Annotated in this window: 27 protein-coding genes; 22 read left to right on the forward strand and 5 right to left on the reverse strand. The window is 66.9% G+C overall.

The features are described 5' to 3' along the window. Positions 1-82: 82 nt before the first annotated feature. Complete coding sequence (locus ACPT9U_RS10435; RefSeq protein ID WP_435750876.1) at positions 83-1,264, reverse strand: glycosyltransferase; 1,182 nt, start codon at positions 1,262-1,264, stop codon at positions 83-85. After that, positions 1,261-2,001: an HAD family hydrolase gene (locus ACPT9U_RS10440; RefSeq protein WP_435750877.1), complete on the reverse strand. Its 741-nt coding sequence runs from the start codon at positions 1,999-2,001 to the stop codon at positions 1,261-1,263. The genes ACPT9U_RS10435 and ACPT9U_RS10440 overlap by 4 nt, the downstream gene beginning before the upstream one ends. A 241-nt stretch (positions 2,002-2,242) precedes the next feature. Between ACPT9U_RS10440 and arsS the strand changes: the two genes are divergently transcribed. The 14 genes from arsS (at position 2,243) to ACPT9U_RS10510 (ending at position 15,957) form a co-directional block, all read left to right on the forward strand. Continuing rightward, positions 2,243-3,205 carry an arsenosugar biosynthesis radical SAM (seleno)protein ArsS gene (gene arsS, locus ACPT9U_RS10445; RefSeq protein ID WP_435750878.1) on the forward strand — a complete coding sequence of 321 codons (963 nt, stop codon included), beginning with the start codon at positions 2,243-2,245 and terminating at the stop codon, positions 3,203-3,205. Between the two features lie 20 nt (positions 3,206-3,225). Next, positions 3,226-5,373, forward strand: coding sequence for an FAD-dependent oxidoreductase (locus tag ACPT9U_RS10450; RefSeq protein ID WP_435750879.1), 2,148 nt, complete (start codon positions 3,226-3,228; stop codon positions 5,371-5,373). Then, entirely contained in the window at positions 5,373-6,107 is a 735-nt protein-coding gene (locus tag ACPT9U_RS10455; protein WP_435750880.1) for a TIGR04283 family arsenosugar biosynthesis glycosyltransferase, read from the forward strand. Before ACPT9U_RS10450 ends, ACPT9U_RS10455 begins: the two co-directional genes overlap by 1 nt. Continuing rightward, positions 6,104-6,760 (forward strand): TIGR04282 family arsenosugar biosynthesis glycosyltransferase, encoded by a 657-nt coding sequence (locus tag ACPT9U_RS10460; protein ID WP_435750881.1) that lies wholly within the window; start codon positions 6,104-6,106, stop codon positions 6,758-6,760. The genes ACPT9U_RS10455 and ACPT9U_RS10460 overlap by 4 nt, the downstream gene beginning before the upstream one ends. Next, positions 6,757-7,902, forward strand: coding sequence for an FAD-dependent oxidoreductase (locus ACPT9U_RS10465; protein ID WP_435750882.1), 1,146 nt, complete (start codon positions 6,757-6,759; stop codon positions 7,900-7,902). Before ACPT9U_RS10460 ends, ACPT9U_RS10465 begins: the two co-directional genes overlap by 4 nt. A gap of 141 nt (positions 7,903-8,043) precedes the next feature. Then, positions 8,044-9,087 (forward strand): ArsJ-associated glyceraldehyde-3-phosphate dehydrogenase, encoded by a 1,044-nt coding sequence (locus tag ACPT9U_RS10470; protein WP_435750883.1) that lies wholly within the window; start codon positions 8,044-8,046, stop codon positions 9,085-9,087. A 3-nt stretch (positions 9,088-9,090) separates the two neighbouring features. Beyond that, positions 9,091-10,410 (forward strand): organoarsenical effux MFS transporter ArsJ, encoded by a 1,320-nt coding sequence (gene arsJ / locus ACPT9U_RS10475; protein WP_435750884.1) that lies wholly within the window; start codon positions 9,091-9,093, stop codon positions 10,408-10,410. A 24-nt stretch (positions 10,411-10,434) separates the two neighbouring features. After that, complete coding sequence (locus ACPT9U_RS10480) at positions 10,435-11,295, forward strand: metalloregulator ArsR/SmtB family transcription factor (protein ID WP_435750885.1); 861 nt, start codon at positions 10,435-10,437, stop codon at positions 11,293-11,295. 1 nt (position 11,296) lies between these two features. Continuing rightward, positions 11,297-11,671 (forward strand): arsenic resistance protein, encoded by a 375-nt coding sequence (locus ACPT9U_RS10485; protein ID WP_435750886.1) that lies wholly within the window; start codon positions 11,297-11,299, stop codon positions 11,669-11,671. A 175-nt stretch (positions 11,672-11,846) separates the two neighbouring features. Further along, complete coding sequence (gene modA / locus ACPT9U_RS10490; protein ID WP_418362593.1) at positions 11,847-12,608, forward strand: molybdate ABC transporter substrate-binding protein; 762 nt, start codon at positions 11,847-11,849, stop codon at positions 12,606-12,608. A gap of 18 nt (positions 12,609-12,626) precedes the next feature. After that, positions 12,627-13,304 (forward strand): molybdate ABC transporter permease subunit, encoded by a 678-nt coding sequence (gene modB / locus ACPT9U_RS10495; RefSeq protein WP_435750887.1) that lies wholly within the window; start codon positions 12,627-12,629, stop codon positions 13,302-13,304. Between the two features lie 6 nt (positions 13,305-13,310). After that, positions 13,311-14,012, forward strand: a complete 702-nt coding sequence (locus tag ACPT9U_RS10500; protein ID WP_418362595.1) for a sulfate/molybdate ABC transporter ATP-binding protein — start codon at positions 13,311-13,313, stop codon at positions 14,010-14,012. Between the two features lie 126 nt (positions 14,013-14,138). After that, positions 14,139-14,996, forward strand: coding sequence for a ModD protein (modD, locus tag ACPT9U_RS10505; RefSeq protein ID WP_418362596.1), 858 nt, complete (start codon positions 14,139-14,141; stop codon positions 14,994-14,996). 148 nt (positions 14,997-15,144) lie between these two features. Beyond that, a complete protein-coding gene (locus ACPT9U_RS10510; protein ID WP_418362597.1) occupies positions 15,145-15,957 on the forward strand; it encodes a TOBE domain-containing protein in 813 nt (270 codons plus the stop codon). A gap of 154 nt (positions 15,958-16,111) precedes the next feature. Here the strand turns inward: ACPT9U_RS10510 and ACPT9U_RS10515 are convergent, their stop codons facing one another. The 3 genes from ACPT9U_RS10515 to yghU all read right to left on the reverse strand — a co-directional run bounded on the left by ACPT9U_RS10515 (position 16,112) and on the right by yghU (position 18,527). Further along, complete coding sequence (locus tag ACPT9U_RS10515) at positions 16,112-16,681, reverse strand: hypothetical protein (RefSeq protein ID WP_418362598.1); 570 nt, start codon at positions 16,679-16,681, stop codon at positions 16,112-16,114. Beyond that, positions 16,674-17,255, reverse strand: a complete 582-nt coding sequence (locus ACPT9U_RS10520) for an ABC transporter ATP-binding protein (protein ID WP_435750888.1) — start codon at positions 17,253-17,255, stop codon at positions 16,674-16,676. Before ACPT9U_RS10520 ends, ACPT9U_RS10515 begins: the two co-directional genes overlap by 8 nt. A gap of 396 nt (positions 17,256-17,651) precedes the next feature. Further along, positions 17,652-18,527 (reverse strand): glutathione-dependent disulfide-bond oxidoreductase, encoded by an 876-nt coding sequence (yghU, locus tag ACPT9U_RS10525; protein WP_418362600.1) that lies wholly within the window; start codon positions 18,525-18,527, stop codon positions 17,652-17,654. A 142-nt stretch (positions 18,528-18,669) separates the two neighbouring features. On the opposite strand from yghU, the gene ACPT9U_RS10530 reads away from it, so the two are divergent. From ACPT9U_RS10530 to ACPT9U_RS10565, 8 genes are all read left to right on the forward strand, one after another. Further along, a complete protein-coding gene (locus ACPT9U_RS10530) occupies positions 18,670-19,272 on the forward strand; it encodes a thermostable hemolysin (RefSeq protein ID WP_435750889.1) in 603 nt (200 codons plus the stop codon). After that, positions 19,265-20,767, forward strand: coding sequence for an AMP-binding protein (locus ACPT9U_RS10535; RefSeq protein WP_435750890.1), 1,503 nt, complete (start codon positions 19,265-19,267; stop codon positions 20,765-20,767). Before ACPT9U_RS10530 ends, ACPT9U_RS10535 begins: the two co-directional genes overlap by 8 nt. After that, a complete protein-coding gene (locus tag ACPT9U_RS10540) occupies positions 20,751-21,416 on the forward strand; it encodes a TenA family transcriptional regulator (protein WP_435750891.1) in 666 nt (221 codons plus the stop codon). The genes ACPT9U_RS10535 and ACPT9U_RS10540 overlap by 17 nt, the downstream gene beginning before the upstream one ends. Then, a complete protein-coding gene (locus ACPT9U_RS10545; protein WP_435750892.1) occupies positions 21,407-22,222 on the forward strand; it encodes an SDR family oxidoreductase in 816 nt (271 codons plus the stop codon). Before ACPT9U_RS10540 ends, ACPT9U_RS10545 begins: the two co-directional genes overlap by 10 nt. Positions 22,223-22,236: 14 nt before the next feature. Beyond that, positions 22,237-22,899 (forward strand): tetratricopeptide repeat protein, encoded by a 663-nt coding sequence (locus ACPT9U_RS10550; RefSeq protein WP_418362605.1) that lies wholly within the window; start codon positions 22,237-22,239, stop codon positions 22,897-22,899. 1 nt (position 22,900) lies between these two features. Continuing rightward, the gene (locus ACPT9U_RS10555; protein ID WP_418362606.1) at positions 22,901-23,563 is read left to right on the forward strand and encodes a response regulator; all 663 of its coding nucleotides are present in this window, start codon (positions 22,901-22,903) and stop codon (positions 23,561-23,563) included. Continuing rightward, entirely contained in the window at positions 23,560-24,966 is a 1,407-nt protein-coding gene (locus tag ACPT9U_RS10560) for an ATP-binding protein (RefSeq protein WP_418362607.1), read from the forward strand. The genes ACPT9U_RS10555 and ACPT9U_RS10560 overlap by 4 nt, the downstream gene beginning before the upstream one ends. A gap of 301 nt (positions 24,967-25,267) precedes the next feature. Beyond that, positions 25,268-25,534, forward strand: a complete 267-nt coding sequence (locus ACPT9U_RS10565; RefSeq protein ID WP_418362608.1) for a hypothetical protein — start codon at positions 25,268-25,270, stop codon at positions 25,532-25,534. The last annotated feature ends 159 nt before the right edge of the window (positions 25,535-25,693 follow it).

Raw genomic sequence — 25,693 nt, forward strand, 5'->3', positions numbered from 1 at the left:
ACGTATCTGCCGGTCTGGTACGGGCGCTCGACGAGATCGACGCACGACCCGGAAAAGGTGTGCAGTGCGGGGATCGGGCAGGTCAGATGATGGAGGCAGGGTGGCGCAAGCCGGTGTCGATCCCCCGATCGACGTGTTCCGTCGCCTGTACCAGGATCCGGTCGAGGATCTCCGGCACCTCGAACAAAGCCCGGTTTTCCATCTGGCGGACGCGGGCCTTGAATGCATCCATGCCACTGAGAAGTTGGGCTACTGCGTGCTCGATGGTGCGGAAGCTGCCGTGGACGATGCCCACGCCGTTCTCTCGCACCCATTGTGCGTTGTAGCGCTCCTGCGGCATGGTCCATGCGTTGTCGACGACGATCACCGGGAGGCCCTGCTGCACGGCCTCGCTGATGCTGCCCGGCCCCGGCTTGCCGATGAAGAAGTCGGCAAGTTGCATGTAGTAGGGGATGTCCGAGGTGAACTCGACCACCCTTCTTGGTGCGATCACGGGAAGCTGGCGCAGGCGTGCGGCGAGCGCCCTGTTATGGCCGCAAATCAGGATGAGCTGCGTCGTTGCTGCCAGGCGCTGCGCGATGCCGAGCATCGCCTTCGAGCCGTGGCCGCCGAAAAGCACCAGGCCGGTAGGGCGTCTGGGGTCCAGACCGGGGCGCAAGCGTTCTTCCGCACGGTCGACCTTGGCGGGTGCATAGAACTCCGGGCGGATGATCATCCCCGAGGTGAGATGAATGCGCCTCGTGTCGTGGCCGAGGATCCGTGCCTGCTCGGCGGCCCGGGGCGTACCGCAGATGAAGTGCTGTAGCTGATCGGGTTCGATCCAGAAGCTGGGCGGCAGATCGGCCAGATCGGTCAGCAGCGTGACATAGGGCACCCCCGGAAGGCTTGATGCAAGGCTTTCGTGGAGCGCCCGGTTGAAGTTCGGTACGAGCGAAACGACCAGATCGGGCTCGGTACGCAGCCAGTGCTGCTGCAGGGACCGAAGCAGCAGGGGGTGGGCGAAGCGTATCGCCGCCTGCAGCAGCTTCAGTTCCTGCGCCATCCCCAGCGTCCAGCCGCGGGAGAGGCGCTTGTTGTACCAGTCTTCCGGGCCGCTGCCGGTAATGGACCGGAACTTGTCCTGCGGATCGAGCACTTCGAACAGGTTCACCAGGCGTACCTGCCAGCTGGGCGCCTGGCGGTGCAGCGCCGCCTCCAGAGCCAGCGCCGAGGCGCGGTGCCCGCCACCGGCATTGAAATAGATCAGATCGATCTTCGTCGTCATGCGCCTCTTCCTACTGCGTCGCCGGGGGCCGGATCGGGGTGGGTTTCCATCTCCAGCCCGATCGGAGGGAGAAGGTCTTCCAGTGCGAGCGTGTGCAGCAGTTTCTCCCTGAACTCGGTTGGTGAGGCATGGATGAAATCCTCCGGGACGCCATGCGTTTGGCGCAGCCGGCTCCGGTCCTCTGCGCCGTAGGCGACGATCAAGGGATACATGCCGGCACCGATGGCCGCGAGGTAATCGCTGAACTCGTCGCCGCAGGCATAGCAGCGCGCCGGGTTGATGCCCAGGCGCACGCGCGCATCGCGGAAGGACGCCGTCTTGTCGCCGCGCAGGGGAATGCATGCGAAGTGATCGAACGCATCGATGTCGATGGCGTGGCGTGCGAACAAGCGCCGGAGCGTCTGTTCCGGGTCGATCGTCACATTGCGCGTCACCATGCCGATGCGAACGTGCGGCGTGGCGATCAGGGTCTGCAGCAGGGCTGCGATGCCGGGGTAAAGAACGGCTTCGTCGCGGTAGAAGTCGGTCAGCGTCTCCAGCAGGCGCTTCCGATTCTGCTTGCCGAACTGCTGGCGCAGGTTGTTTGGGAACTCGCGCAGCCCGCCCAGATACTTGAACAGCTTGCGCCGTCGCTGGAAGCGTTCGAGATCGCCGATGGCCATGCCATGGCGCAGAAAACTCTGCTCGATCGCATGGAAGGCGTCGATGGTCGTGCCGTCGGCGTCGAAGATGACCAACTGATCTCGGTTTGGGTAGGGGCCCATGCAGCAAAACTAAGCGAACATTGCGACGAACGCGTGACAGTCCTGTATGTAGCGCTGCTACAGGCCCGGTTCGTTTGCTCAAGCAGGAACAGGCAAGGATCGGATGGCGTCCAGGGGGCGGCGTGACTCCTGACACAGCTCCAGCCTCAGGCGTCTGGTTGTAAGGATTTGCCAGCGCCTCCGACCAAGGAACAAACCGACCCGGAGCAATGCAATGCGCGATACCTTCCCCCTGTTGGTCAAGACCGACTTCCCCGCGCTCACGCGCGGCCGTCTCGAAGTGCTGCAGGCAAACCTTGGCTATCGCTGCAACCAGGCCTGTCTGCACTGCCATGTGGCAGCCAGCCCGCGCCGCACGGAAGAAATGAGCTGGGACACGATGGCGCTGTTGCTCGAGGTCGCCCGCCGACATCGGGTGAGCACGCTGGACCTCACCGGCGGCGCGCCGGAGATGAATCCCAACTTCCGGCGGCTTGTCGCCGAGGCTCGGGCGATGGGGCTTCATGTCATCGACCGCTGCAATCTCACCATCCTGGGCGAGCCGGGCTATGAAGGACTGGCCGATTTTCTGGCCGCGCAGCGGGTCGAGGTCATTGCCTCGTTGCCGTGCTACCTGGAGGACAACGTAGATGCCCAGCGGGGCGAGGGCGTGGGCCGGCAAAGCATGGAGGGTTTGCACCGGCTCAATGCGCTCGGCTATGGCCAGGCGGACTCAGGGCTTGTGCTCAACCTGGTCTACAACCCGCTCGGCCCCAGCCTGCCGCCCGACCAGCAGGGACTGGAGCAGGCGTACAAGCGCGAGCTGGCGGCACGTTACGGCATCGTATTCAATCAGCTCTTCGCGCTGGCCAACATGCCCATCCAGCGCTTCGGCAGTCAGCTCGTTTCGCGCGGGCAGTTCGATGACTACATGGCATTGCTCAAGGGCGGCCACCGGCAGGAGAACCTGGGCGGGGTGATGTGCCGCACGCTGGTGTCGGTCAGCTGGCAGGGGCAGGTGCACGACTGTGACTTCAACCAGATGCTCGGGCTGCCGCTCGGCGCCCGGCCACAGGTCACGCATCTGTCGGATCTTCTGGGCGATGGCCTGGAGGACGGAGAAATCCGGGTTGGCGAGCATTGCTACGGCTGCACCGCCGGGCAGGGGAGCAGTTGCGGCGGCGCGCTCGAGCATTGAGCGAATCGGCAGGCATCCGGATGAATCCGCGCAAACTCGTCGTGCTGATGGTTCTCGCTGCCGCGATCGGCAGCTTCTTCCTGTTCGATCTCGGCCAGTACCTCAACCTGCAGACGCTCAAGACGCACCAGGCCGCCATTGCGGATTATCGTGACCACAACCCGGTCTCGAGTGTCGCCCTCTACTTCGTCATCTATGTGCTCGTCACCGCCTTGTCCGTACCCGGCGCGGCCTTGCTGACGCTGGCCGGCGGTGCCGTGTTCGGGGTGCTGTGGGGCACCGTGATCGTCTCCTTCGCGTCCACCCTGGGTGCCACCGCGGCTTTTCTCATCGCGCGCTTCCTGCTGCGTGACTGGGTCGGGCAGCGCTTCAGCCAGCGCCTGACGGCCATCGACGAGGGCATCCAGCGCGAGGGTGCGTTCTACCTGTTCACGCTGCGCCTGGTGCCGGTGTTTCCCTTCTTCCTGGTCAACCTGCTGCTCGGCCTGACGGCGATGCGCACCTGGACCTTCTTCTGGGTCAGCCAGCTGGGCATGTTCGCAGGCACCGTGGTGTATGTGAATGCCGGCACCCAGCTCGCGCGCATCGACAGCCTGGGCGGCATCCTGTCGCCTGCCTTGCTCGGCTCGTTCGCCATCCTCGGCGTGTTCCCGCTGCTTGCGCGGCGCGTGGTGGAACGCATCCGCCGCAACCGGGTCAATGCGCGCTGGCCCCGGCCGAGGCGGTTCGATCGCAACCTGGTGGTGATCGGTGGTGGCAGCGCAGGTCTCGTCACGTCCTACATCGCCGCGGCGGTCAGGGCCAAGGTGACGCTGGTCGAGCGCCACAAGCTTGGCGGCGACTGCCTCAACACCGGCTGCGTGCCGTCGAAGGCGCTGATCCGCTCGGCGAAGTTCCTGTCGCACGTCTCCCGCGCTTCCGAGTTCGGCATCGCCGCGGCCGATGCGCGCTTCGACTTCGCCGAGGTCATGGAACGCGTGCAACGCATCATCGCCCAGGTCGAGCCGCACGATTCGGCCGAGCGCTACGCCGGGCTGGGGGTCGAGGTGGTGCAGGGCGCTGCGCGCATCGTGTCGCCGTGGGAGGTCGAGATCGACACCGCCGACGGCGAGCGCCGGCGCCTCACGACGCGCGCCATCGTCATCGCCACCGGCGCGCGGCCGACGGTGCCCGCGCTGCCGGGCATCGAGGACATCGATTACCTGACCTCCGACACCGTCTGGTCGCTGCGCACGCTGCCGCGCCGACTGCTGGTGCTGGGCGGCGGACCGATCGGCTGCGAGCTCGCCCAGGCCTTCGCCCGCTTTGGCGCCCAGGTCATTCAGGTCGAGCGCGGGCCGCGGCTGCTGCCGCGCGAGGACGCGGATGTGTCCGAGCTGGTGATGCAGCGCTTTCGCGACGAGGGCATCGACCTGCGCCTTCAGCACCAGGCCAAGGCTTTCGTGAAGGAGGGCGAGCAGAAGATCCTGATCGCCGAGCATGCGGGCGAGGAGGTACGCATTGCCTTCGACACCGTGCTGATCGCCCTCGGGCGCAGCGCCAACCTGAGGGGCTACGGGCTGGAGGAACTCGGCGTGCGCTGTGGTCGCACGATCGAGACGAACGCGCTGCTGCAGACCAACTACCCGAACATCTACGCCGCGGGCGACGTGGCGGGGCCTTACCAATTCACCCACACCGCGGCGCATCAGGCCTGGTATGCGGCGGTCAACGCCCTGTTCGACCCGATCAAGACCTTCAGGGCGGACTACCGCGTCATCCCGTGGGCCACCTTCATCGAGCCCGAGGTTGCCCGGGTCGGACTCAACGAGCAGGAGGCCCGCGAACAGGGCATCGCCTATGAGCTCACCACCTTCGGCATCGACGACCTCGACCGCGCCATCGCCGACAGCGAGGCGCACGGCTTCATCAAGGTGCTGACGGTGCCGGGCAAGGACCGCATCCTGGGCGTGACCATCGTCGGTGAGCACGCGGGCGACCTCATCGCCGAGTACGTGCTGGCGATGAAGCACGGCATTGGGCTGAACCGCATCCTCGGCACCATCCACATCTACCCGACCCTGGCCGAAGCCAACAAGTACGTCGCCGGCAACTGGAAGCGGGCACATGCACCCGAGCGCCTGCTGCAATGGGTGGAACGCTTCCACACCTGGCGCCGGGAGGGCTGATGAAGAGAGCGCGCGCCATCGTGCCCTCGCCAACGGCTGCAGATCTCGTTGGTGGGCTGTCGATCGTGATGCCAGTGCTCGATGAGGCCGCCGGCATCGTCGCGCGCCTGCAGTCGCTGCGGCCGCTGCGCAGGCAGGGGGTCGAACTGATCGTCGTCGACGGCGGCAGCCAGGACGACACCGTCTCACTGGCGGAGCCGCTGGCCGATCGGGTCGTGACCACGGACAGGGGGCGCGGGCGGCAGATGAACGCCGGTGCCGTCTGCGCCCGCGGCAACGCGCTGCTATTTCTCCATGCCGACACCGTGCTGCCCCCTGATGCGATGTCGGCCGTGCGCCAGGCGCTCGCCGGCGGTGCCGCGTGGGGGCGCTTCGATGTTCGGATCGTGGATGGGCCTGCGGGCGTCGCGGTGGTCGCCTGGGCGATGAACCTGCGCTCGCGCATCACCGGGATTGCGACCGGAGACCAGGCGATGTTCTGCACACGCGAGGCCTTTTCAGCGGCGGGTGGCTTTCCCGAGATCGCGCTGATGGAGGACATCGTGCTCTCGCAGCGGTTGCGTGCGATCTCGCGTCCCGCCTGCCTGCGCCAGCGGGTGGAGACGTCCGGTCGGCGCTGGGCGCATCATGGGCTGGTGCGCACGGTGCTGACCATGTGGTGGCTGCGGCTGCACTTCTGGCTCGGCGCCTCGCCGGACGCGCTTGCGCGCGCCTACGGATACACCCCCCGATGAACGCCGACAACTCGACGCGCATCGAGCTGGCAATCCTGGCCAAGGCGCCGCTGCCCGGCTTGTGCAAGACCCGGTTGATTCCGCACCTCGGCGCGGCTGGCGCGGCGGCGCTGCAAGGCTGGCTGCTGCAGCGCACCGTGGCCACCGCGGTGACCGCCGACATCGGGCCGGTCAGTCTGTGGTGTGCCCCTGACGAGACGCATCCCGACTTCCAGCGCTGCCGGGCTTTCGGGGACGTCCGTCTGCTGCCCCAGCCACAGGGCGACCTTGGCGCGCGCATGCATGCCGCCGTTGCCGCATCGCGCACACCGGCGGGCACGCTGGTCATCGGCACCGACTGCCCGGTGCTGACGCCCGACTTGATCCGGCAGGTGGCCGATGCCCTCGACCGTCACGATGCGGTGCTTGTCCCGGCCGAGGATGGCGGCTACGTGCTGATTGCGCTGCGTCGCGCAGATCCACGGCTGTTTGAGGCCATCGACTGGAGCACGGATCGTGTCATGGCACAGACGCGCCAGCGCCTGCGCGCGCTCGGGCTCGACTGGTACGAGACAGCCGCTTTGTGGGATGTCGACCGCCCGGCGGATTTCGAGCGGCTTACCGCACGCTTTCCGGCGCTGCGCTCGGTACTCGCCTCGTCGGGGCAGGCATGAAACGGCTCGTCCTTGCAGGCGCCGGGCACGCCCATCTGCACGTGCTGCGCGCGCTCGGCGAGGCACCGTGGCCGGGCGTGGAGGTCGTCCTTGTCACACCGTATCCGCGCCAGATCTACTCCGGAATGGTGCCGGGCTGGATCGCCGGGCACTACGGTCTCGACGAATGCGTGGCCCCCGTCCTGCCGCTGGCGGGCGCGGCGGGTGTGCGCGTCGTCCAGGATGCCGTGTGCGCGCTGGATGCGAACCGGGGCCATGTCACGCTGGCCGACGGAGGCACCATCGAATTCGACGTGTTGTCGTTCGACACCGGCGCACGTCTCGCCATGGATGCAGGGCTCGCGAATCACCCGGGGTTGCTGCCGGTGCGCCCGCTCGAGTCCTTCGTGGCGAAATGGGAGCAGGCGCTGCCAATGCTTCTCGGCGATGACAACGCGTGGGTGGCGGTAATCGGCGGCGGCGCGGCGGGTGTCGAACTCGCACTTGCGGTCGCGTACCGGCTGCGTCGTGAAACCGGCGTCACCGCGCCGCGGGTGATGCTTGCGTGTGGGGGTGGGCTGTTGCCTGGGCACGCGCCTGGCGTTGTCCGGCGGGCACGCGCGGCACTGGCAGGGCAAGGCGTCGAGCTTGTCGAGCAGCGGGTGCGGGCCGACGGATCCGCGCTGGAAACTGAGGCGGGCGTGCCGCTTGCCGCTGACTGGGTGATTGCGGCAACGGGTGTGGGCCCACCGGACTGGCTCCCACAATCGGGGCTGACGCTCGCGCCGGATGGCTTCATCGCGGTCGGGCAAGGCCAGCAGAGCGTGTCGCACGCGAACGTGTTCGCCGCGGGCGATGTGGCCTCGCGCATCGATGCACCCCATGCCAAGTCGGGCGTCTACGCGGTGCGCGCCGGACCGGTACTGACCGGGAACCTGCAGCGTGCGCTCGCGGGGCGTCCCCTCGAGCCCTATCGGCCGCAACGCCGCAGCCTCTACCTGCTGGCCACCGGGCCCCGGGAGGCGATCGTCTCCTGGGCGGCATTCTCCGCGAGCGGCCGGCTTGCGTGGCGATGGAAGGACTGGATCGACCGGCGTTTCCTGAGGCAGTATCAGTCGTCGACTCGCCGCGGGACACTCGCCGACAGCCGGAGCCGTAACTGAAACGCGTCTGCTGGCGTATGCGGGGCTGTGGCGCGTGGCTCCTGCGGAGTCCTCGTGCTGTCACGAGATCTTCATAGTGGCGTCGCACTCGCTCATCTATACTTCAAAACTTCTAAAAATATCGTTGTATTGGAGTGTGACATGAGAGTGGGTATCAACGGCATGGGCCGCGTCGGTCGTCTGGCGCTGCGCGCGGCGATGGGGGCGGCGGAACGGCAGGCGGACGATCCACGTGCGGGGAACCGGCTGGAGGTGGTGCACCTCAATGAACTGAAGGGCGGCGCCGCAGCGACCGCACATCTGCTGGCCTTCGACAGCGTGCAGGGCAGGTGGCGTGCGGACGTCCGTGCCGAGAGGGAAGATTCGATCCGCATCGAAGACCGCACGCTCTCCTTTTCCTCGCATGCCACCCCAGCCGACATCCCTTGGGGGGATCTGGGCGTGGACGTCGTACTTGAATGCACCGGCAAGTTCATCACGCCTGAAACCCTGCAGGGCCATCTGGATCGCGGCGCCAAGCGGGTGATCGTCGCCGCGCCGGTAAAGACGGGCGGCGTGCTGAACATCGTCGTCGGCATCAACCATGAGGCCTACGATCCCGCGCGCGACCGTATTGTGACGGCGGCCTCCTGCACGACCAACTGTCTCGCCCCCGTGGTCAAGGTGGTGCATGAGAGCCTCGGTATCCGCCACGGCCAGATCACGACCATCCATGACCCCACCAATACCAACCTGGTGGTCGATGCGCCGCACAAGGATCTGCGTCGCGCGCGCAGCTCGCTGATGAGCCTTGCACCCACGACGACCGGCAGCGCCACCGCGATTGCGCTGATCTATCCCGAGTTGAAAGGAAAGCTCAATGGCCATGCGGTGCGGGCGCCGGTGCTCAATGCCTCGCTGACCGACTGCGTGTTCGAGCTGCAGCGGGAGACCACGGCGGAGGAGGTCAATGCACTGTTCAAGGCGGCCGCGGAAGGTCCGCTTGCCGGCATCCTCGGTTATGAGGAGCGCCCGCTGGTGAGCGTTGATTACGCCCGTGATACACGCAGTTCGATCGTCGATGCGCTGTCTACGCTGGTCACCGACGGTACGCTGCTGAAGGTGTATGCCTGGTACGACAACGAAATGGGCTACGCCTGCCGCATGGTTGACCTCGCCTGCCACATGGAAGCCGTCGGCATCTGAATCATGAACAGGCCTGCACGCTCAACGCGTTCGCTACCCCCCGAGGGGGCTGATTCCCCCTTGGGGAGGCCCGGCGGAGGCCCGCACCACGCCGTGCGCAATTACGCCATCGTTACCGCTGCCTACTGGGGCTTCACGCTCACCGATGGTGCGCTGCGCATGTTGGTGCTGTTGCACTTCTACCGCCTGGGCTACTCGCCGTTCACGCTCGCCTTTCTGTTCCTGCTGTACGAGGCGGCGGGCGTGCTGGCGAATCTGGTGGGTGGCTGGCTGGCGACGCACTTCGGTATTGCGCGCATGCTTGCGGTCGGCCTGGTCACGCAGATCACCGGCTTCGTGCTGCTGTCGGCGCTCGATCCGGGGTGGACAGCGGCGATGGCGGTGGCCTGGGTGGTGCTGGCACAGGGGGTCTGCGGCGTGGCCAAGGACCTGACCAAGACGGCGAGCAAGTCGGCCATCAAGATCACCCAGGCGGAGGCGAAGGCCGAAGGCGCCGGCCAGCTCTTCAGGTGGGTCGCGTGGTTCACCGGCAGCAAGAACGCGATGAAGGGTGTCGGCTTCTTCCTCGGCGGCTTGTTGCTCGAGGTACTGGGCTTCCGGGGTGCCCTGTGGGCGATGTCGGGCTTGCTGGCCGTGGTGCTGTTGGGTGTGCTGTTGTCGCTGCCGCCGATGATGGGCAGGAAGAAGGCTTCGCGTTCGGTGCGAGAGCTGTTCGCGAAGAGCCCCGGCATCAATGTGCTGGCCGCCGCTCGCGTGGTGCTCTTCGGTGCGCGTGACGTGTGGTTCGTGGTTGGGGTGCCGGTGTTCCTGTATTCGGCGGGGTGGACTTTCACCATGGTCGGCACCTTTCTCGCCGCATGGACGATCGCCTATGGCCTGGTGCAGGCGCTGGCGCCGCAGATCGTTCGGCGCAGCACCGACGGCTTGAGCCGCGAGGTGCCGGCCGCACGCCGTTGGTCTGCTGCGCTGGCCGTGATTCCTTCCGCCCTCGCGGCGGCGGTGTGGCTGGAGGCGCCCAATCTGGAGTGGGTGGTGGTAGGTGGCCTCGGACTGTTCGGCTTTGCCTTCGCGGTCAGTTCATCTGTGCATTCGTATCTCGTGCTGGCTTATGCGGGCTCGGAGAAAGCGGCCGAGGACGTGGGTTTCTATTACGCCGCCAACGCGCTCGGTCGCTTCATCGGCACCCTGCTGTCGGGGCTGCTGTACCAGTGGGGCGGACTGCTGTATGCACTCATAGGCTCGGCGGTGATGCTGGTGTTGTGCTGGCTGGTGACGCTGGCGCTGCCGCTCGAACGACCTGCATTGACCCGGACGGTGCCTTGAGTGTCGGCCCAAGGAGAACGATCGATGGAAAAGAGCGCCGCCGTTCCGGTCTTCGAGGCTTTGTCCTCGGGCGTGCGACTGGATGTGTTCCGGCTCTTGGTGCGGGTGGGCCCGCAAGGCATGGTGGCCGGTGAGCTTGCCGCCGCGCTCGATCTGCCCGCGACCAACATGTCCTTTCATCTCAAGACCTTGACTCAGGCTGGGCTGGTCTCATCCGAGCAGGAAGGGCGTTACCAGCGTTACCGCGCCAACATGCCGCTGATGCGAGCGTTGATCGCCTATCTTACTGAAGAATGCTGTACGGGTATGCCCGAAGCCTGCGGCATCCCGCTGCGTCGCCACGATGTTTCCCAGACCAAACCGGAGTTTTCCATGTCGGACAAGACTTACAACGTGCTATTCCTGTGCTCGGCCAACTCTGCGCGCAGCATCATTGCCGAGGTCTTGCTCAATGAGCTCGGCAAGGGGCGCTTCAAGGCCTACAGTGCCGGGAGCCACCCGAGTGGCGCGGTGCATCCGCTGACCTTGCAGGTCCTGCAGGCGCAGGGTTATGAAACAGGGCATCTGCGCAGCAAGAGCTGGGAAGAGTTCGCCCGCCCTGATGCGCCAAAGATGGACTTCGTGTTTACCGTGTGCGACCAGACGGCCGGCGAGGTTTGCCCGACCTGGCCGGGCCAGCCGCTGACCGCGCACTGGGGATTCGCCGACCCGGTGAAGGTCGAGGGCAGCGAACAGCGCCGACTCGATGCCTTCAGCCTGGTGCAGAACCAGCTCGTCAATCGCCTGCGCCTGTTCCTGAGCCTGCCGCTGGAGAAGCTCGACCGCCTTGCGATCAGGCAGGAGATCGACCGCATCGGGCGGGAGCCGGTCGACACGGGGGCCTGAGGTGGGGGTATTCGAACGCTACCTGACGGTCTGGGTCGGCCTCGGCATCCTTGCGGGCGTAGGCCTCGGGCTGCTCGTGCCCGAGGCCTTCGGGCTCATTGCCGGGCTCGAGTGGGCCCGGGTGAATCTCGTGGTCGCGGTGTTCATCTGGGTGATGATCTATCCGATGATGATCCAGATCGACTGGCACGCAGTGAAGGACGTGGGCAAGAAACCACAGGGCTTGATCCTCACGCTGGTGGTGAACTGGCTGATCAAGCCCTTCACAATGGCTGCGCTCGGGGTGTCGTGTTGCCGCTGCCGGCCGGGATGGCGACGCGGCGCGTGCTGGAGCAGCGCTCGGCGCTCGCGGTGGGTGCGTTCGTCGGCCGCCTGATTGGTACCTCGAATTTCTTCGAGCTTGCGGTGGCGGTCGCGATCTCGCTGTTCGGGCTGAATTCGGGTGCGGCGCGCGTTGCGGCGCGAAACGCGCCCCCGGAGCCGAGGGAGTCGTTGAGGTTCGTAATATACGGTTGTATATTACGAACCTCAACGACTCCGAGGATGGCTCCATGGGGCTGCGCAGGATCACGAAAGAAGTGCTTGCGGCGATTGTGTTCGCTGCCGCGGCAGGGTGTGCACATGCGGGCGAATTGACCGTTTCCGCTGCGGCAAGTTTGACCAATGCGTTCAGGGAGATCGCCCAGGACTACGAGGCGCGGCATGCCGGTAGCAAGGTGCTGCTGAATTTTGGCGCCTCGGGCGCATTGTTTCAGCAGATGGCGAAGGGGGCTCCGGTTGACGTATTCGCTACTGCGGATCAGGAAACCATGGACGAGGCGGAGCGGCAGGGCCTGCTGGTTGCCGGGGCCCGACAGGACTTCGTGCGCAACACGCTGGTGGTGATCGTCCCCATCGAGAGCACGCTTGTTCTTGAGGACCTGCGCGATCTGCGGCAACCCGGTGTTGCCCGGGTTGCCGTCGGTAATCCCGCAAGCGTGCCGGTTGGGCGCTATGCCAAGCGTGCGCTGGAAGGTGCGGGCCTGTGGTCTGTGATCGAGGCGCGTGCGGTTGGCACACAGAGCGTCCGTCAGTCGCTGGACTACGTCGCGCGTGGAGAGGTCGACGCTGGTTTCGTGTATGCGACCGATGCCGCGGTGATGAGGGACAAGGTACGGATCGCTTTCGAGGTGCCGATCGAGGTGGCGATCCGCTATCCGATTGCGCGCATCGCGGCCAGCACCAATGCGGAAGAGGCGAATCGCTTCGTTGCGCACGTGCTGTCGCCCGCGGGGCAGGCTGTGCTGAGCAAGTACGGCTTTCAGAAACCCTGACCGGGACGTGGCTGCAGGATGGATACGGCATGGACCGCGCTCGCCCTTTCCCTGCAGGTGGCCGGCTGGGCGACGGGGATCAACCTGGTGCTCGGTGTGGCGGTTGGTCTACTGCTGGCACGCGGCCGTTTTCCCGGGCGTGACCTGCTCGACACCGTGCTGACCTTGCCAATGGTGATGCCGCCCACCGTGCTGGGCTACTACCTGCTCGTGCTCATCGGCCGCCACGGCACCCTGGGTGCGTGGCTGCACGAGACCTTCGGAATCAACCTGATCTTCACCTTGAAGGGTGCGGTGATCGCCGCGACCGTCGTGTCCTTTCCGCTCGTCTTCAAGCCAGCACGTGCGGCCTTCGAGGCGGTCGATGGCCAACTGGAGCAGGCCGCGCGCGTACTCGGCCTCGCGGAGGCGGCGGTGTTCTTCCGCGTCACCCTGCCGTTGGCCTGGCGCGGCATTCTCGCCGGCGTGCTGCTCGCCTTCGCACGTGCGCTGGGCGAGTTCGGCGCGACGCTGATGGTGGCCGGCAGCATTCCCGGCAAGACGCAGACCCTGTCGGTGGCGGTGTACGAGGCGGTGCAGGCCGGGCAGGACGACGCTGCCAACCTCCTCGTGCTGATCACCTCGGTGGTGTGCATCGCAGTCCTGCTCGGTGCCGGGCGGCTTGCCCCGGGCCGTATCGCCAATCGTGCGGGATGAGTCCTCATGCAGCTTGATCTCGACATCCGCAAGACCCTGAACGCGGGCAGGCGCACCTTCTCGCTGCACGTGCGCCTGCAGTCGAATAGCCAGCGCATCGTCATCGTCGGGCCCTCCGGTTCGGGCAAAAGCCTGACCTTGAAGGCGATCGCTGGCCTGCTGCGACCGGATGCGGGCCACATCCGTCTCAACGGCCAGGTGCTGTTCGATGCGGCGGCCGGTATCCACCTGCCGCCGCAGGCGCGCGAGGTGGCCTACGTGTTCCAGGACTATGCGCTGTTCCCACACCTCACCGTGCGCCAGAACATTGCTTTTCCCCTCACGCCCGGCTGGTTCAACCCGGGTTCGCGCCACCGCGACGAGACGGTCGAGCACTGGCTGGCCGCCTTCCGCTTGCGCGCGCTTGCGGACCAGTTCCCCTGCGAACTCTCCGGCGGGCAGCGTCAGCGCACTGCGCTTGCGCGCGCGCTGGTGTCGCGCCCGCGCGCGTTGTTGCTCGACGAGCCGTTCTCTGCGCTCGATCCGATGCTGCGCGCGACCATGCGCAATGAACTGGACGAACTGCAGCTGCGCCTGCAGGTGCCTATGGTGCTGATCACCCACGACCCGGAGGATGCTGCAGTGTTCGGGGAGCACGTGCTGAACCTGCAGGACGGGCGGCTGGAGCCGATCGGGACCGCTCATCCCATGGCGGAGTGGGCCACATGAGCGGCGGGCGTCCGACCGCGGCAAGGCATGCCCGCGATTTCGATGTGCGTTTCATCTACAGCGGCCGATGCATGGCCGTGCGGGGCACCGGTTGCTCAAACACATGAAGTTGGGAGCCGAAGGATCATGAAGGGTACGAGTTGTCTGCACGACCACGAACTGGCCCGCTTGCTGGCCGAGGACGCCCCATACGGCGACCTGACCACGGAGGCGCTGGGGATTGGAGGCGAGGGTCATGTGGTGTTCCGTGCGCGCCACGCAGCGACGGTGTGTGGCGCCGAGGAGGGGGCTCGGCTGCTCACGCTCGCTGGCGCAACGCCCACCGTCCTGTGCCCGAGCGGCAGCCTGGTCGAGCCCGGCACCGTGCTGCTCGAGGCCACGGGGCCGGTGGCGGCACTGCACCGCACTTACAAGAGCGTCCAGGTCCTGATGGAGTGGGCTGGCGGCATCGCCAGCGCTGCCGCGGCGATCGTGGCCGCGGCGGGTGGCGTGCCGGTTGCGTGTACGCGCAAGAACGTACCGGGTACCCGCGCACTCTCGGCCAAGGCGGTGCGGGCGGGCGGTGCGCGACTGCACCGGCTGGGCCTGTCGGAAACTCTGCTCGTGTTCGACGAACACCGGTTGTTCCTCGATGAGGACCCGACGACGACGATTCTTCGCCTGAAGGCGGCAGAGCCGGAGAAGAAGATTGTTGTCGAGGTCGCAGAGGTCGATGAGGCGCTGCGCTGGGCGCAGGCCGGAGCCGACGTGCTTCAACTGGAGAAATTCGCGCCGGAGCGTGTCGCGGCCTGCCGTCGCATCGTGGACGTTGCCCGCCCCGGCGTGAAGCTGGCCGCGACCGGTGGCGTCGATGCGGGCAATGCGCGCGCATATGCGGCCGCAGGCGTGGACCTGATTGTCAGCTCGGCGCCCTACTGGGCGCCGCCGCGGGATGTGAAGGTGGTGTTCGCTCGTTTGGGTGGCCCCTGCGTTGTCCCTGCTTGAGCGACGCCGGGGATCTCATCGAGCATCGTCTCGGCTCGGCGGGATCGTGGTTCTGCTCAGGCAGGTGTTGGTTCGGCACGCTCCGTCGTGCGGTGCCCGGAGCCGCAAACAGCTATCCTCTCCCCGGTTGCGAACAGGGAGTCGGTGCATGGAAGGCAAGAAAGCGGGGATCGAACTGCACGGATCGATCTGGATGACAGTGGGCGGTGCCAACCTGGGCGGCCCAGGCCGGATCGAACTGTTGTCGAGGATCGCCGACTGCGGCTCGATCACACAGGCGGCCAAGGCGATCGGGATGAGCTACAAGGCCGCTTGGGACGCCATCGACACGATGAACAATCTCGCCGGCGAGCCACTGGTAGAGCGTGTCACGGGGGGCAGGGGAGGCGGTGGTACGCGGCTCACCCGGCGCGGGGAACAACTGGTGGAGAACTTCCGCCTGATCGAGCGCGAGCACCGCCGCTTCGTGGACCTGCTCAGCCAGCAGGCCGAGGGCATTGCGGACGACTATCTTCTGATACGGAGAATGAGCATGAAGACCAGCGCGCGGAACCAGTTTCTGGGCAAGGTCATCGAGGTGCAGCGGGGTACGGTGAATGACGAGGTGGCGCTTGAAGTGGCTGGCGGCCACCGTATCGTCGCCATCGTCACCCACGGCAGCGCGGAGGGCTTGTCGTTGCAGCAGGGTGCGGAAGCCTTCGCCCTCATCAAATCGTCGTCGATCATCGTCGTGACCGATGACGAGGGCGCGCGCTTCTCCGCGCGCAACTGCCTGTCCGGCACCGTGTCGCGGGTGCAGCCGGGCGCGGTGAACACCGAGGTGGTCATCGACCTGCCCGGCGGCGGCGCGGTTGCTGCGATCGTCACCAATGAGAGCAGCGATGCGCTCGGGCTCGTGGTGGGCAAAGCCGCTTCGGCAATCTTCAAGGCCTCGAGCGTAATCATCGGCGTCCCGGCCTGATGCTCCAGCGAGCGATCCCTGCCTTGCCAAGGGTTGGAACGCTTCCCTGGCCAAGCGAGGGCGAAGCAAGCCTGGACGGGGCGCGCCCGTTAATGGGGATGCTCATTGCGGCGCAAGGATGTGGCTGCAGCGAGCCCCGCGAGCATCATGATCATCACTGCCGAATAGACTTGGTCGAGTGCCAGTGCGAGCCCAAAGGCGAGCACATGGGCCGCGGCCCCAAGCGTCGCTGCCTGCAGTACGGCAGCCAGGGCAACAGCTGGCGCGCAAGCAGGGACTTCGATACGGCACCGAGCAGCATGATCCCCGATGCGGCTGAGGTGCCGTACACGGCTACGTCCCGCCACTGCACGAGCAGGAGCTGGCCCTCGACCGCAGACGCTGAAAGCAAGCGCACCTGTGCGTGGTTGTCGGCTAGAAGGAGGCTGGCGCTCCAAGCCAGAAGCATGACCAGGAGGTGACGTGAGCTTGCCGCCACGGTTGCTGGCTTCGGGGCCCACAGGCTGACGCTGGCCGCCAACATCGCGAGCCCCCAGGCGCCGATCAGTGCCGGCAAGCCTGTGATGGCGGCGATCATCGCGCCGAGCACGGCGACCTGAGCGTGGCTGAAGGCCGATAGCGCCTCGTCGCGCAGACGCAGGAGGACGCCGAGCGCTGCGAGCACTGCGGAAAGCACCAGCCCGAGCACGAAGCCGGGTGCGAAGAGCATCATCTGTTCAAGCATCGGGCAAAGCCTGGAGGTGAACGCGACTTGCTGCCTGGATCGTCTCGGCGTCGTGCGTTACCACCACAATCGCAGGGCCCCGGGACCGCGCGGCGGCCCCTTCCAGCCAAGCCAGGAAGGTGAGGCGGCTTGCGGCGTCAAGATGCTGGGCCGGTTCGTCGAGCAGCAGCAGGTCGCAGGGGGCCGTGAACGCCATGGCGAGCAGCAGACGCTGTCGCTGGCCGCCGCTGAGCTGATCGAACCGCTGCCTGGGGTTGCCGGGCACCCACGGGTGAACAAGCGCGGGTGTACCCGCCAGACGGAGTAGGTCATCTACGCTGAATGGCCCTCCTGGCAACTGGGCCGCATGTTGACTGAAATGGCAGATGCGCAGGCCAGGTGCGGGCTGCACAGTGCCTGCGAAGGGTGCCTGCTCCCCGGCCAAGGTGCGCATCAGGCTGCTTTTTCCGACGCCGTTCTCCCCGCTTACCAAGGTGACGGAGCCGGCATGCAGGGCCAGGTCGATCGGTGCGAACAGGGCGGCGGCCAGCCCGGCTTGCAGGCCGCGCGCCTGGAGCAGCGTTGATGTATTCATCGCGCGAGGTTGTCCACCCAATGCTCCATGAGGGCGAAGTAGGCCTCGGCGTCTGCACGCGCCGGCTCAAGCGCGAGCGCGTGCAGGGACCACCCGAGCTCGTCGGCAACCCGCCGGGCTCACGATAGGTCGCGACCACCGACTGCTCGTATGCTTCGATGCGCGCGCGCCGTGCCCGGCGCGGGGTGACGAAGTCCATCGTGTCCGCCATCAAGATTGATGGACACGATCTTCAATGGGCCAAGCCGCTGGAGGAAGGCGGGTTCGCCGGGCGCTTACGATTCTGCCAATCTCTGGCTGCCACTGCTTGAACAATAGGGCGAGATGATGGGCGGCATGAAACCAATCGTCGCTCTAGAGGCCGACGGCGTTCTGCTCAATTATCGGGAGGCCTAGTCAGGCCGCGGGCGGCAGCTTATCTTGGGTGCGGGTGTCGAAGTCGCTGGCGTCGTGGCGCTCGTGCAGCTGGTTGTCCAGCGGTCCCATCACGCGGTTGACCATGCGCCCGCGCTGCACCGCAGGGCGGGCGGCGATCTCGTCGGCCCAGCGGACGACGTTGCGGTAGTTCTGCACCTGCAGGAATTCGCCGGCGTCGTACAGAAGGCCCTTGGCCATGCCGCCGTACCAGGGCCAGATCGCCATGTCGGCGATGGTGTATTCGTCGCCGGCCACGTAGCGGTTTTCCGCCAGGCGGCGGTCGAGCACGTCCATCTGGCGCTTGGTTTCCATCGCAAAGCGGTCGATGGCGTATTCGATCTTGCTTGGCGCGTAGGCGTAGAAGTGGCCGAAGCCGCCGCCGACGTACGGCGCGCTGCCCACCTGCCAGAACAGCCACGACAGGCACTCTGCGCGTCGGGCGGGGTCGGTCGGCACGAAGGCGCCAAACTTCTCGGCCAGGTACAGCAGGATGGCGCCTGATTCGAACACCCGGATCGGCCCAGGCCCGCTGCAGTCGAGCAGGGCGGGGATCTTCGAGTTCGGGTTCACATCGACGAAGCCGCTGCCGAACTGGTCGCCCTCGTTGATGCGGATCAGCCAGGCGTCGTACTCGGCGCCGCTGTGCCCAGCGGCGAGCAGTTCCTCCAGCATCACCGTCACCTTCACGCCGTTGGGCGTGGCCAGCGAATACAACTGCAGGGGGTGCTTGCCGCGCTGCAGCGCGCGGTCGTGGGTGGGCCCGGCGATGGGGCGGTTGATGCTGGCAAACTGCCCGCCGCTCGGCTTGGTCCAGGTCCAGACCTTTGGTGGGGTGTAGTCGGGGGTGTTTGACATGGCGTGGCCTCCGTGAGGGTGCGATCCCAAGTCCGCATCATAGAGCGATGAACCCCGGCGCGCATCGGAGGTTGGCCACCCACTTAAGCGTGGATTAATCCTGGCTCCTTACCTTGGCGGCAACTCGTTTCCAAGGACCGTCATGTCTGGCGCGCTTCAACGTCGCTTCAACCGTTTGTCCCATGGCCCGTCGGTATCGCACGTGGTGGCGGGACACCCCCGTCGCCACGCCGCCGAGGCATTCATCCGGGCCACGTTCAGGCAGGCCTACGCGGCCGACGTGCCCGCGTTCGCGCCGAACCTAATGCTGCTGGATCAGGACGCGCGTCCGCTCGCCGCGCTGGGCTGGCGCAGTGCGGCCGAGGAGGGGTTGTTTCTGGAGCGCTACCTCGATGCGCCCATCGAGCGCGAGATCGGACGACTGGCCGGGCAGGCCGTGCCGCGCAACCGCATCGTCGAGGTTGGCAACCTGGCGGCGGAGCGCCCGGGCAGCAGCGTGGACCTGATCCTGCTGCTCGCGGCGCACCTCGATCTGCTCGGCTTCGAATGGGTGGTGTTCACCGCGACGACCGAGTTGATCGGCATCTTCCGCCGCCTCGGCCTGCCACCACTGGCGCTGGCACAGGCCGATCCCGAGCGTCTTGGGGACGAGGCTCTGGCCTGGGGGCGGTATTACGACACCCGCCCCGTGGTCGTCGCCGGAAGGATTCGCATGGCGCTCGAGAAGGGGACCGAGCGTGGCTGAGTTTTCCTGGCTCGACGTGCTCGCGTCCCACGACAAGGATGCGCCCTTGCTCGTCGTCGGCCAGCGGCGCTGGCGGGCGGCCGAGATCGCGGACGAACTGCGCGCCTTGCAGCCGCGGCTGGCGGAGTCGAACGTGGTCGCCGTGCTGGCTGACAACGGGCCGGCGTGGGTGATGGCCGACCTCGGCATCCAGCTTGCGGGCAAGGTGCACCTGCCGCTGCCGGCGTTCTTCACGCAGGCGCAGCTGTGCCATGCGCTCGAGCTCAGCGCGGCGGACACGGTCCTTACGGACACGCCGGAACGCATCGGCGCGCTCGACCTCGGCTTCTGCCACACCGGGCGGTGGCAGGGGCTTTACTGGATGCGGCGGATCGTCCCGGCGGTGTCCCTGCCCGAAGGCACGGCGAAGATCTCCTATACGTCCGGCAGCACGGGCGCCCCGAAAGGGGTGTGCCTGTCGCGCAAGGGTTTGCTCGACACGGCCAGCGCCGTTGGCGAGGCGACGTCGGCGCTGGCACTGGAATGTCACCTCGCCGCGTTGCCGCTGGGGCTGCTGCTGGAGAACGTGGCGGGCGTCTATGCCGCGCTGCTGCGTGGCATCCCCGTCCATCTGCCATCGCTCGGAGATATTGGCTGGCAAGGCGGCGCCGGCTTCGATCCGGCGCAGCTGGATGCGGTCGTGCGCGCAAGCGGCGCGACGAGCCTCATCCTGGTGCCCGAACTGCTGAAGGTCTGGAGTCTCTGGCTCGCCGCCCGGGGGCGGATGGCTAGCGAGCGTCTGCGATTCGTAGCGGTGGGCGGCGCACGCGTTGCCCCCGGGCTGCTCGAGCTTGCGCGGGCGCGGGGCATCCCGGCCTATCAGGGTTACGGCTTCACCGAGGCCGGATCGGTCGTGAGCCTGAATCTGCCGGGCGACGATGGCGACGATGCCGGCGCGCCGCTGCCGCACGTGCGACTGTCGGTGCGCGAGGGCGAGGTCCTGGTGCAGGCGCGTGCCTTCCTCGGCTACGTCGGGGGAGAGCGGGCTGCTTCCGGCGCATTTGCGAGCGGCGACCTCGGGCATCTGGATGACCACGGCCATCTTCATCTCGACGGTCGGCGCGGAAACCTGCTGATCACCTCCTTCGGACGCAACGTCTCGCCCGAATGGGTCGAGTCCCTCCTGCTGGCCGACGCCTGCGTTGCCCAGGCCGTGGTCGTCGGCGATGGTAGGCCGCAGCTCGCCGCGCTGATCGTTCCGTCGCCGGGCACCGATCCCGCTGCGCTCGCGGCGCTGATCGACCGCGTCAATGCCGCCTTGCCCGACTACGCGCGCGTCCGGCACTGGTTGGCCGTGCCCCCCTTCACGGTCGAGAACGGGCTGGCGACGGGCAATGGCCGCCCAGTGCGCACACGCGTCCTCGAACACCATTCAACACAGATCGATGCGCTTTACGTCGCCTCATCTAACGAAACGAAAGCCAACGAAAAGGAAGCCAATGATGTCCTTCTATGACCAGCTTCGCCTGGAGACCGACGAGGCGCGCCAGCATCTCGTCACCGCGCCGATCATCGTGGACTGCCTGGCGGGCCGGGTCAGCCGCGAGGCGTATATCGCCTTCCTCACCCAGGCCTATCACCACGTCAGGCACACCACGCCACTGCTGATGAGCCTGGGCGGCCGACTGCCCGAACGGCAGGGCTGGATGCGCAAGGCGGTGGCCGAGTACATCGAGGAAGAGATCGGCCACGAGGAATGGATTCTCAACGACATCCGCGCCGCAGGCGGCGATGCGGAGGCCGTTCGTGCGGGCCTTCCCGATCTCCCGGCGGAGGTGATGGTGGCCTATGCGTACGACCTGATCAGCCGCCGCAATCCGGCAGCCTTCTTCGGTATGGTCTTCGTGCTCGAAGGTACCAGCGTGGCGCTTGCGCTCACCGCCGCCGATCGCATCCAGGCGGCGCTCGGCCTGCCGGACGCCGCCTTCTCCTACCTGCGCTCGCACGGCACGCTCGATCAGGAGCACACGCAGCACCTGGCGAATCTGCTCGAACGCATGGAGCCCGAGGATCAGGCGGATGTTCTCCATGCCGCGCGCGTGTTCTTCAAGTTGTACGGCGACGTGTTCCGTGCGCTGCCGAGCGAGGCCGGATCATGCGGCTGACGAATGCGCGCGTCGTCCTCACCGGCGCTACCGGGGGGCTGGGCGAGGCGCTGGCCCGCCAGCTGGCGAACGCCGGGGCGTCGCTGCTGCTTACCGCCCGCGACCCGGCGCGCCTCGAACGGCTTGCCAGCACGGTGAACGGGCCATGCAGCGTGCTGGCCGCGGACCTCACAGCAGCCAATGGCGTCGATCGTCTTGCGGCTGCCGCCCACCATTTCGGCGCCAACGTGCTCGTCAACAATGCGGGCATCGGGGGCTTCGGCCTGTTCGAAGAGCAGGGCTGGGGCGAGGTCGAACGCATCCTCACGACGAATCTCGCCGTGCCGGTCAGGCTGACGCAGGCCCTGCTGCCTTCGCTGCGCGCGCAGCCGGCGGCGGTGATCGTGAACATCGGCTCCGCGTTCGGCAGCATTCCGTTCGCCGGTTTCGCCGCCTACTCGGCCGCCAAGGCGGGGCTGCGCGCCTTCTCCCAGGGGCTGCGGCGCGAGCTGGCCGATACCGGGGTGCGGGTCGTGCATGTGTCGCCCCGGGCGATCGACACCGCGCTCAACTCGCCGGCGGTCAGGCAGCTCAATGCCGAACTCGGCAACGCCAGCGACCGGCCTGAAGAGGTCGCCAGCGTGGTGATCGCCGCCATCGAGGATGAGTGCGCGGAGCGCGTTGTCGGCCAGGCCGAACGGCTCTTCGCCTGGCTCAACGGGTGTGCGCCCGCGCTGGTCGATCGCGGCCTGCGCGGCAAGCTTTCCACCATCAAGCGGCATGCCGGCGATCGGACGATCGCCGGCGCCGAACTTTCGCAATCATGAGAAGGAACCCACCGATGACATCCACCGTTGTTCTGCGCCGAGTGTTGCTCGCTGCGGCGCTCTCTTTCGGTCTGCCCGCCGCCGCCCAGCAGGCGAGCGCGCCCGAGGCGCTGGTCGCACCCATCCAGGCGCGTTGGGCGGAGATCAAGTACCAGCAACCCGCCAAGGAGCAGGCGCAGCAGTACCGGCACCTTGCCGAGCAGGCCCACCAGATGTCGGAGACCCACCCCAACGAAGCGGCCGTGCTGATCTGGGAAGGGATCGTGCTGTCGAGCGAGGCCGGCGCGCGCGGCGGGCTCGGGGCCCTGTCGCTCGCCAAGGATGCGAAGGCCTTGCTGGAGGAGAGCCTCAAGCTCGACGAGCGTGCGCTGGACGGGTCCGCATACACCAGCCTTGCGACGCTCTACGCCAAGGTGCCCGGATGGCCGCTTGGCTTCGGCGACAAGGCGCAAGCCGAGACGCTGTTCAAGAAGTCGCTGGCCATCAACCCGGACGGGATTGACCCGAACTACTTCTATGGCGAGTATCTGATCGAGACAGGACGGATCTCCGAGGGGCGAGTGTTCCTGGAGCGGGCGCTCAACGCGCCTCCGCGCCCGGGGCGTGCCCTTGCGGATTCGGGGCGCCAGGGCGAGATCCGTGCCCTGCTAGCGCGTGCCGCGAGGGAAGGGAATTGATGTGAGGATCTTGCTGGTCGAAGACGACGCCCTGCTGGGGGACGGGATACGGGCGGGGCTGGTGCTCGACGCCTATGCCGTCGACTGGGTGCGCAACGGCGAGCAGGCGCTGCATGCCTTGGACAGCCACAGTTACGAAGCCTGCATTCTCGATCTCGGCCTGCCGGGGAAGGACGGCGTCGCGGTGCTGAAGGAAGCGCGCAGCGCGGGCGACCGGACACCGGTGCTGGTGCTGACCGCGCGCGATACCCGCGAGGACAAGATCGGCGGGCTGGATGCGGGCGCGGACGACTACCTCACCAAGCCCTTCGACCTCGGCGAACTGCAGGCGCGACTCCGCGCGCTGATCCGCCGGGCCAGCGGTACGGCGCGGCCCGTGCTCGAGCATCGCGGCGTCGTGCTCGACCCCTCGACCAAGCGCGTGACCGCCGATGGCTGCGAGGTGACGCTTTCGGCGCGCGAGTATGCCTTGCTCCATGACCTGCTCAGCCACCCCGGCCACATCCGGAGCCGGGCGCAGCTCGAGGAGAGCCTCTACGCCTGGGGGGACGAAACCGGCAGCAATACGGTCGAGGTGTATATCCACCACCTGCGCAAGAAGCTCGGCGCCGATTTCATCCGCACTGTCAGGGGACTGGGCTATCAGCTTGGGGAAGAGGGGTGAGGCGAGGGCGCCTGCTGGCCGGACTGGCTTCCCTGCGCTGGCGATTGCTGGCGGCGGTGTCCGTCGCGGTGCTGCTGCTGTGGTCGCTCACGGGATGGTTCAGCTACACGAAGGCGCAGCATGAGGCCGAGGAGCTGATGGATGGCAACCTCGCGCAGACGGGCCGTCTGCTGCTGGCGATCACCCAGGACAACGAGGACGATCTGGGGGAACTCGCCGGCCGCCTCGCCACGGTGAGGGGGGCGGCCGACAACGTCTATGAGCCGCCACTCGAGTTTCAGCTCGGTCTGGGGGATGGCACCATCCTTGCGCGCTCGATCGGGGCGCCGGATCTGCCCGTGCTCGGGGTGCCGGGCTACAGCGACATCCTGCGCAAGGACGGCTCGTGGCGAGTCCTTAACGTGGCGTCGGGTGACGGGCGGCACCGCGTGCAGGTTTCGCAGTCGATCGGTCTCAGGGACCGTGCCGCGCTCGAGGTGGCGGGGCAGACCGTTCTGCCGCTGGCGATCATCACGCCCGTGCTGCTGCTCCTGATCTACGTGTCGGTCGTGAAGGCGCTCGATCCGCTCAACCGGCTGGCCCGAGACGTGGCGGCGCGCAGCGCGGACAACCTGGCCGCCCTGTCCCGCGAGAACGTGCCCAATGAGGTCGGACCGCTGGTCGCGGCCATCAATCGCCTGTTCCTGCGGGTTGCACGGGCGCTGGACTACGAGCGCCGCTTCACCGCCGACGCGGCGCACGAATTGCGGACACCGCTGGCCGCCATCAAGGTGCAGGCCCAGGTTGCACAGCTCAGCCGCCATGCGGCACAGAAGGCGCGTGCGCTGAGGCAGATCGAGAGCGGTGTGGACCGCGCGACCCACTTAGTCGAGCAACTCCTGCGCCTCGCGCGGCTCGACCCCCTCAACGTGCTGCCCAATTCGCAGCCTCTCGACCTGCTGCTGCTGGTCGAAGGCACGCTGGCCAATGTCATCGCCGCTAATCCGGTACTGACGCAGACGGTTCGGCACGAACTGCCGCCAGTGGCGCCGCGCGTGTTTGGCGATGCCGACCTGTTGGGCATCGCCCTGCGCAACCTGATGGACAATGCGATCCGCTACTCACCCGCGAGCAGCACCATCGTGATTCGCCTCGAAGACGACGGGCGCGGGCGCGTCTGCCTGTGCGTGCAGGATGATGGCCCTGGCGTGCCGGACGAGCTGATCGCGCGTTTCGGGGAGCGTTTCGTCCGGGGGCGCGACAGCCTAGCTGAAGGCAGCGGTCTGGGGATCGCGATCGTGTCTCGGATCATGGAACTGCACGGGGGGCGCTTCTCGGCCCAGAACCTCGCGACGGTTGGGTTCGCGGCACGGTTGTGCGGCTTGGTCAGGGTGGACCGGGGCGCAGCCCCATTTGGTGCTTGATTCCCCGCTCCCTTAGTTCTAAGGCGGCTAGCCTGGTGGCGTCGCCCATGCATAGCCTTCGGCAAACCAGTTGCGTGAGCCCATGAGGCGCAGCGCGCTGTCATCCAGCTGTCCGTCAGGATGGGCCGTTGCTCAAGTGCCTGCAGCAGTATCCGCCACGCACTGCCAGTCCATGACGGGCACTGCGTAGGCAGCTTCCGTGCGCGGGCGGTGTCCCACATGGTTGCCGACATGACGCACTTCGTTTCCATGGTCAGGGGCGTAAAGCAGCGTCTTCTGCCGGGTGTCGGGCGTGGCTAGCGTGAGTGCTTCGCCCACCTTTGCGACACTCGAGCGCGAGCTGCGTGAAGCCTTCGCCCGCGGACATGAACCTGAGCTGCACCTTCAGGCCAGGCTCCATGTCGCGAGCGGTCAGTGCCGTGGAGCGGAAGGCCTGCTGGCGGAACTCGGCTGCGACCATCTTCAGGGTTTCCGCTTCTCGCGCGCGATCCCCTTGCCCGAGTTCGTGCGCTGGCTGCAGGATCGTGTCGGCGCCGCGCCGATGATCGCGAAATTGCCGAAGGACTGATCGAGATCAAGTCCAGCGGGGTGTCGTGCATTAGAATACGGCCACATATCCGCCACGATCTCCGCACGACAGCCCTCATGCAACGCTCCCGCCAACGCCTCTTCGCCTGGGTCGCGATCTTCGCGATGATGCTCAGCGCGCTGGCGCCGGCGATCAGTC

The organism is Thauera sp. AutoDN2, assembly GCF_051280715.1.
GTDB lineage: Bacteria > Pseudomonadota > Gammaproteobacteria > Burkholderiales > Rhodocyclaceae > Thauera.

Excerpts from the sequence above, each read along its gene's own strand:
- ACPT9U_RS10500 (WP_418362595.1), top strand. The coding sequence starts at position 13,311 with ATGCAGCTTGATCTCGACATCCGCAAGACCCTGAACGCGGGCAGGCGC.
- ACPT9U_RS10530 (WP_435750889.1), top strand. The coding sequence starts at position 18,670 with ATGTCTGGCGCGCTTCAACGTCGCTTCAACCGTTTGTCCCATGGCCCG.
- ACPT9U_RS10480 (WP_435750885.1), top strand. The coding sequence starts at position 10,435 with ATGGAAAAGAGCGCCGCCGTTCCGGTCTTCGAGGCTTTGTCCTCGGGC.
- ACPT9U_RS10515 (WP_418362598.1), bottom strand. The coding sequence starts at position 16,681 with ATGCTTGAACAGATGATGCTCTTCGCACCCGGCTTCGTGCTCGGGCTG.
- ACPT9U_RS10520 (WP_435750888.1), bottom strand. The coding sequence starts at position 17,255 with ATGAATACATCAACGCTGCTCCAGGCGCGCGGCCTGCAAGCCGGGCTG.
- ACPT9U_RS10465 (WP_435750882.1), top strand. The coding sequence starts at position 6,757 with ATGAAACGGCTCGTCCTTGCAGGCGCCGGGCACGCCCATCTGCACGTG.
- ACPT9U_RS10510 (WP_418362597.1), top strand. The coding sequence starts at position 15,145 with ATGGAAGGCAAGAAAGCGGGGATCGAACTGCACGGATCGATCTGGATG.
- arsJ (WP_435750884.1), top strand. The coding sequence starts at position 9,091 with ATGAACAGGCCTGCACGCTCAACGCGTTCGCTACCCCCCGAGGGGGCT.
- ACPT9U_RS10540 (WP_435750891.1), top strand. The coding sequence starts at position 20,751 with ATGATGTCCTTCTATGACCAGCTTCGCCTGGAGACCGACGAGGCGCGC.
- modB (WP_435750887.1), top strand. The coding sequence starts at position 12,627 with ATGGATACGGCATGGACCGCGCTCGCCCTTTCCCTGCAGGTGGCCGGC.
- ACPT9U_RS10455 (WP_435750880.1), top strand. The coding sequence starts at position 5,373 with ATGAAGAGAGCGCGCGCCATCGTGCCCTCGCCAACGGCTGCAGATCTC.
- ACPT9U_RS10450 (WP_435750879.1), top strand. The coding sequence starts at position 3,226 with ATGAATCCGCGCAAACTCGTCGTGCTGATGGTTCTCGCTGCCGCGATC.
- ACPT9U_RS10550 (WP_418362605.1), top strand. The coding sequence starts at position 22,237 with ATGACATCCACCGTTGTTCTGCGCCGAGTGTTGCTCGCTGCGGCGCTC.
- ACPT9U_RS10435 (WP_435750876.1), bottom strand. The coding sequence starts at position 1,264 with ATGACGACGAAGATCGATCTGATCTATTTCAATGCCGGTGGCGGGCAC.
- modA (WP_418362593.1), top strand. The coding sequence starts at position 11,847 with ATGGGGCTGCGCAGGATCACGAAAGAAGTGCTTGCGGCGATTGTGTTC.
- ACPT9U_RS10460 (WP_435750881.1), top strand. The coding sequence starts at position 6,104 with ATGAACGCCGACAACTCGACGCGCATCGAGCTGGCAATCCTGGCCAAG.
- modD (WP_418362596.1), top strand. The coding sequence starts at position 14,139 with ATGAAGGGTACGAGTTGTCTGCACGACCACGAACTGGCCCGCTTGCTG.
- yghU (WP_418362600.1), bottom strand. The coding sequence starts at position 18,527 with ATGTCAAACACCCCCGACTACACCCCACCAAAGGTCTGGACCTGGACC.
- arsS (WP_435750878.1), top strand. The coding sequence starts at position 2,243 with ATGCGCGATACCTTCCCCCTGTTGGTCAAGACCGACTTCCCCGCGCTC.
- ACPT9U_RS10545 (WP_435750892.1), top strand. The coding sequence starts at position 21,407 with ATGCGGCTGACGAATGCGCGCGTCGTCCTCACCGGCGCTACCGGGGGG.
- ACPT9U_RS10470 (WP_435750883.1), top strand. The coding sequence starts at position 8,044 with ATGAGAGTGGGTATCAACGGCATGGGCCGCGTCGGTCGTCTGGCGCTG.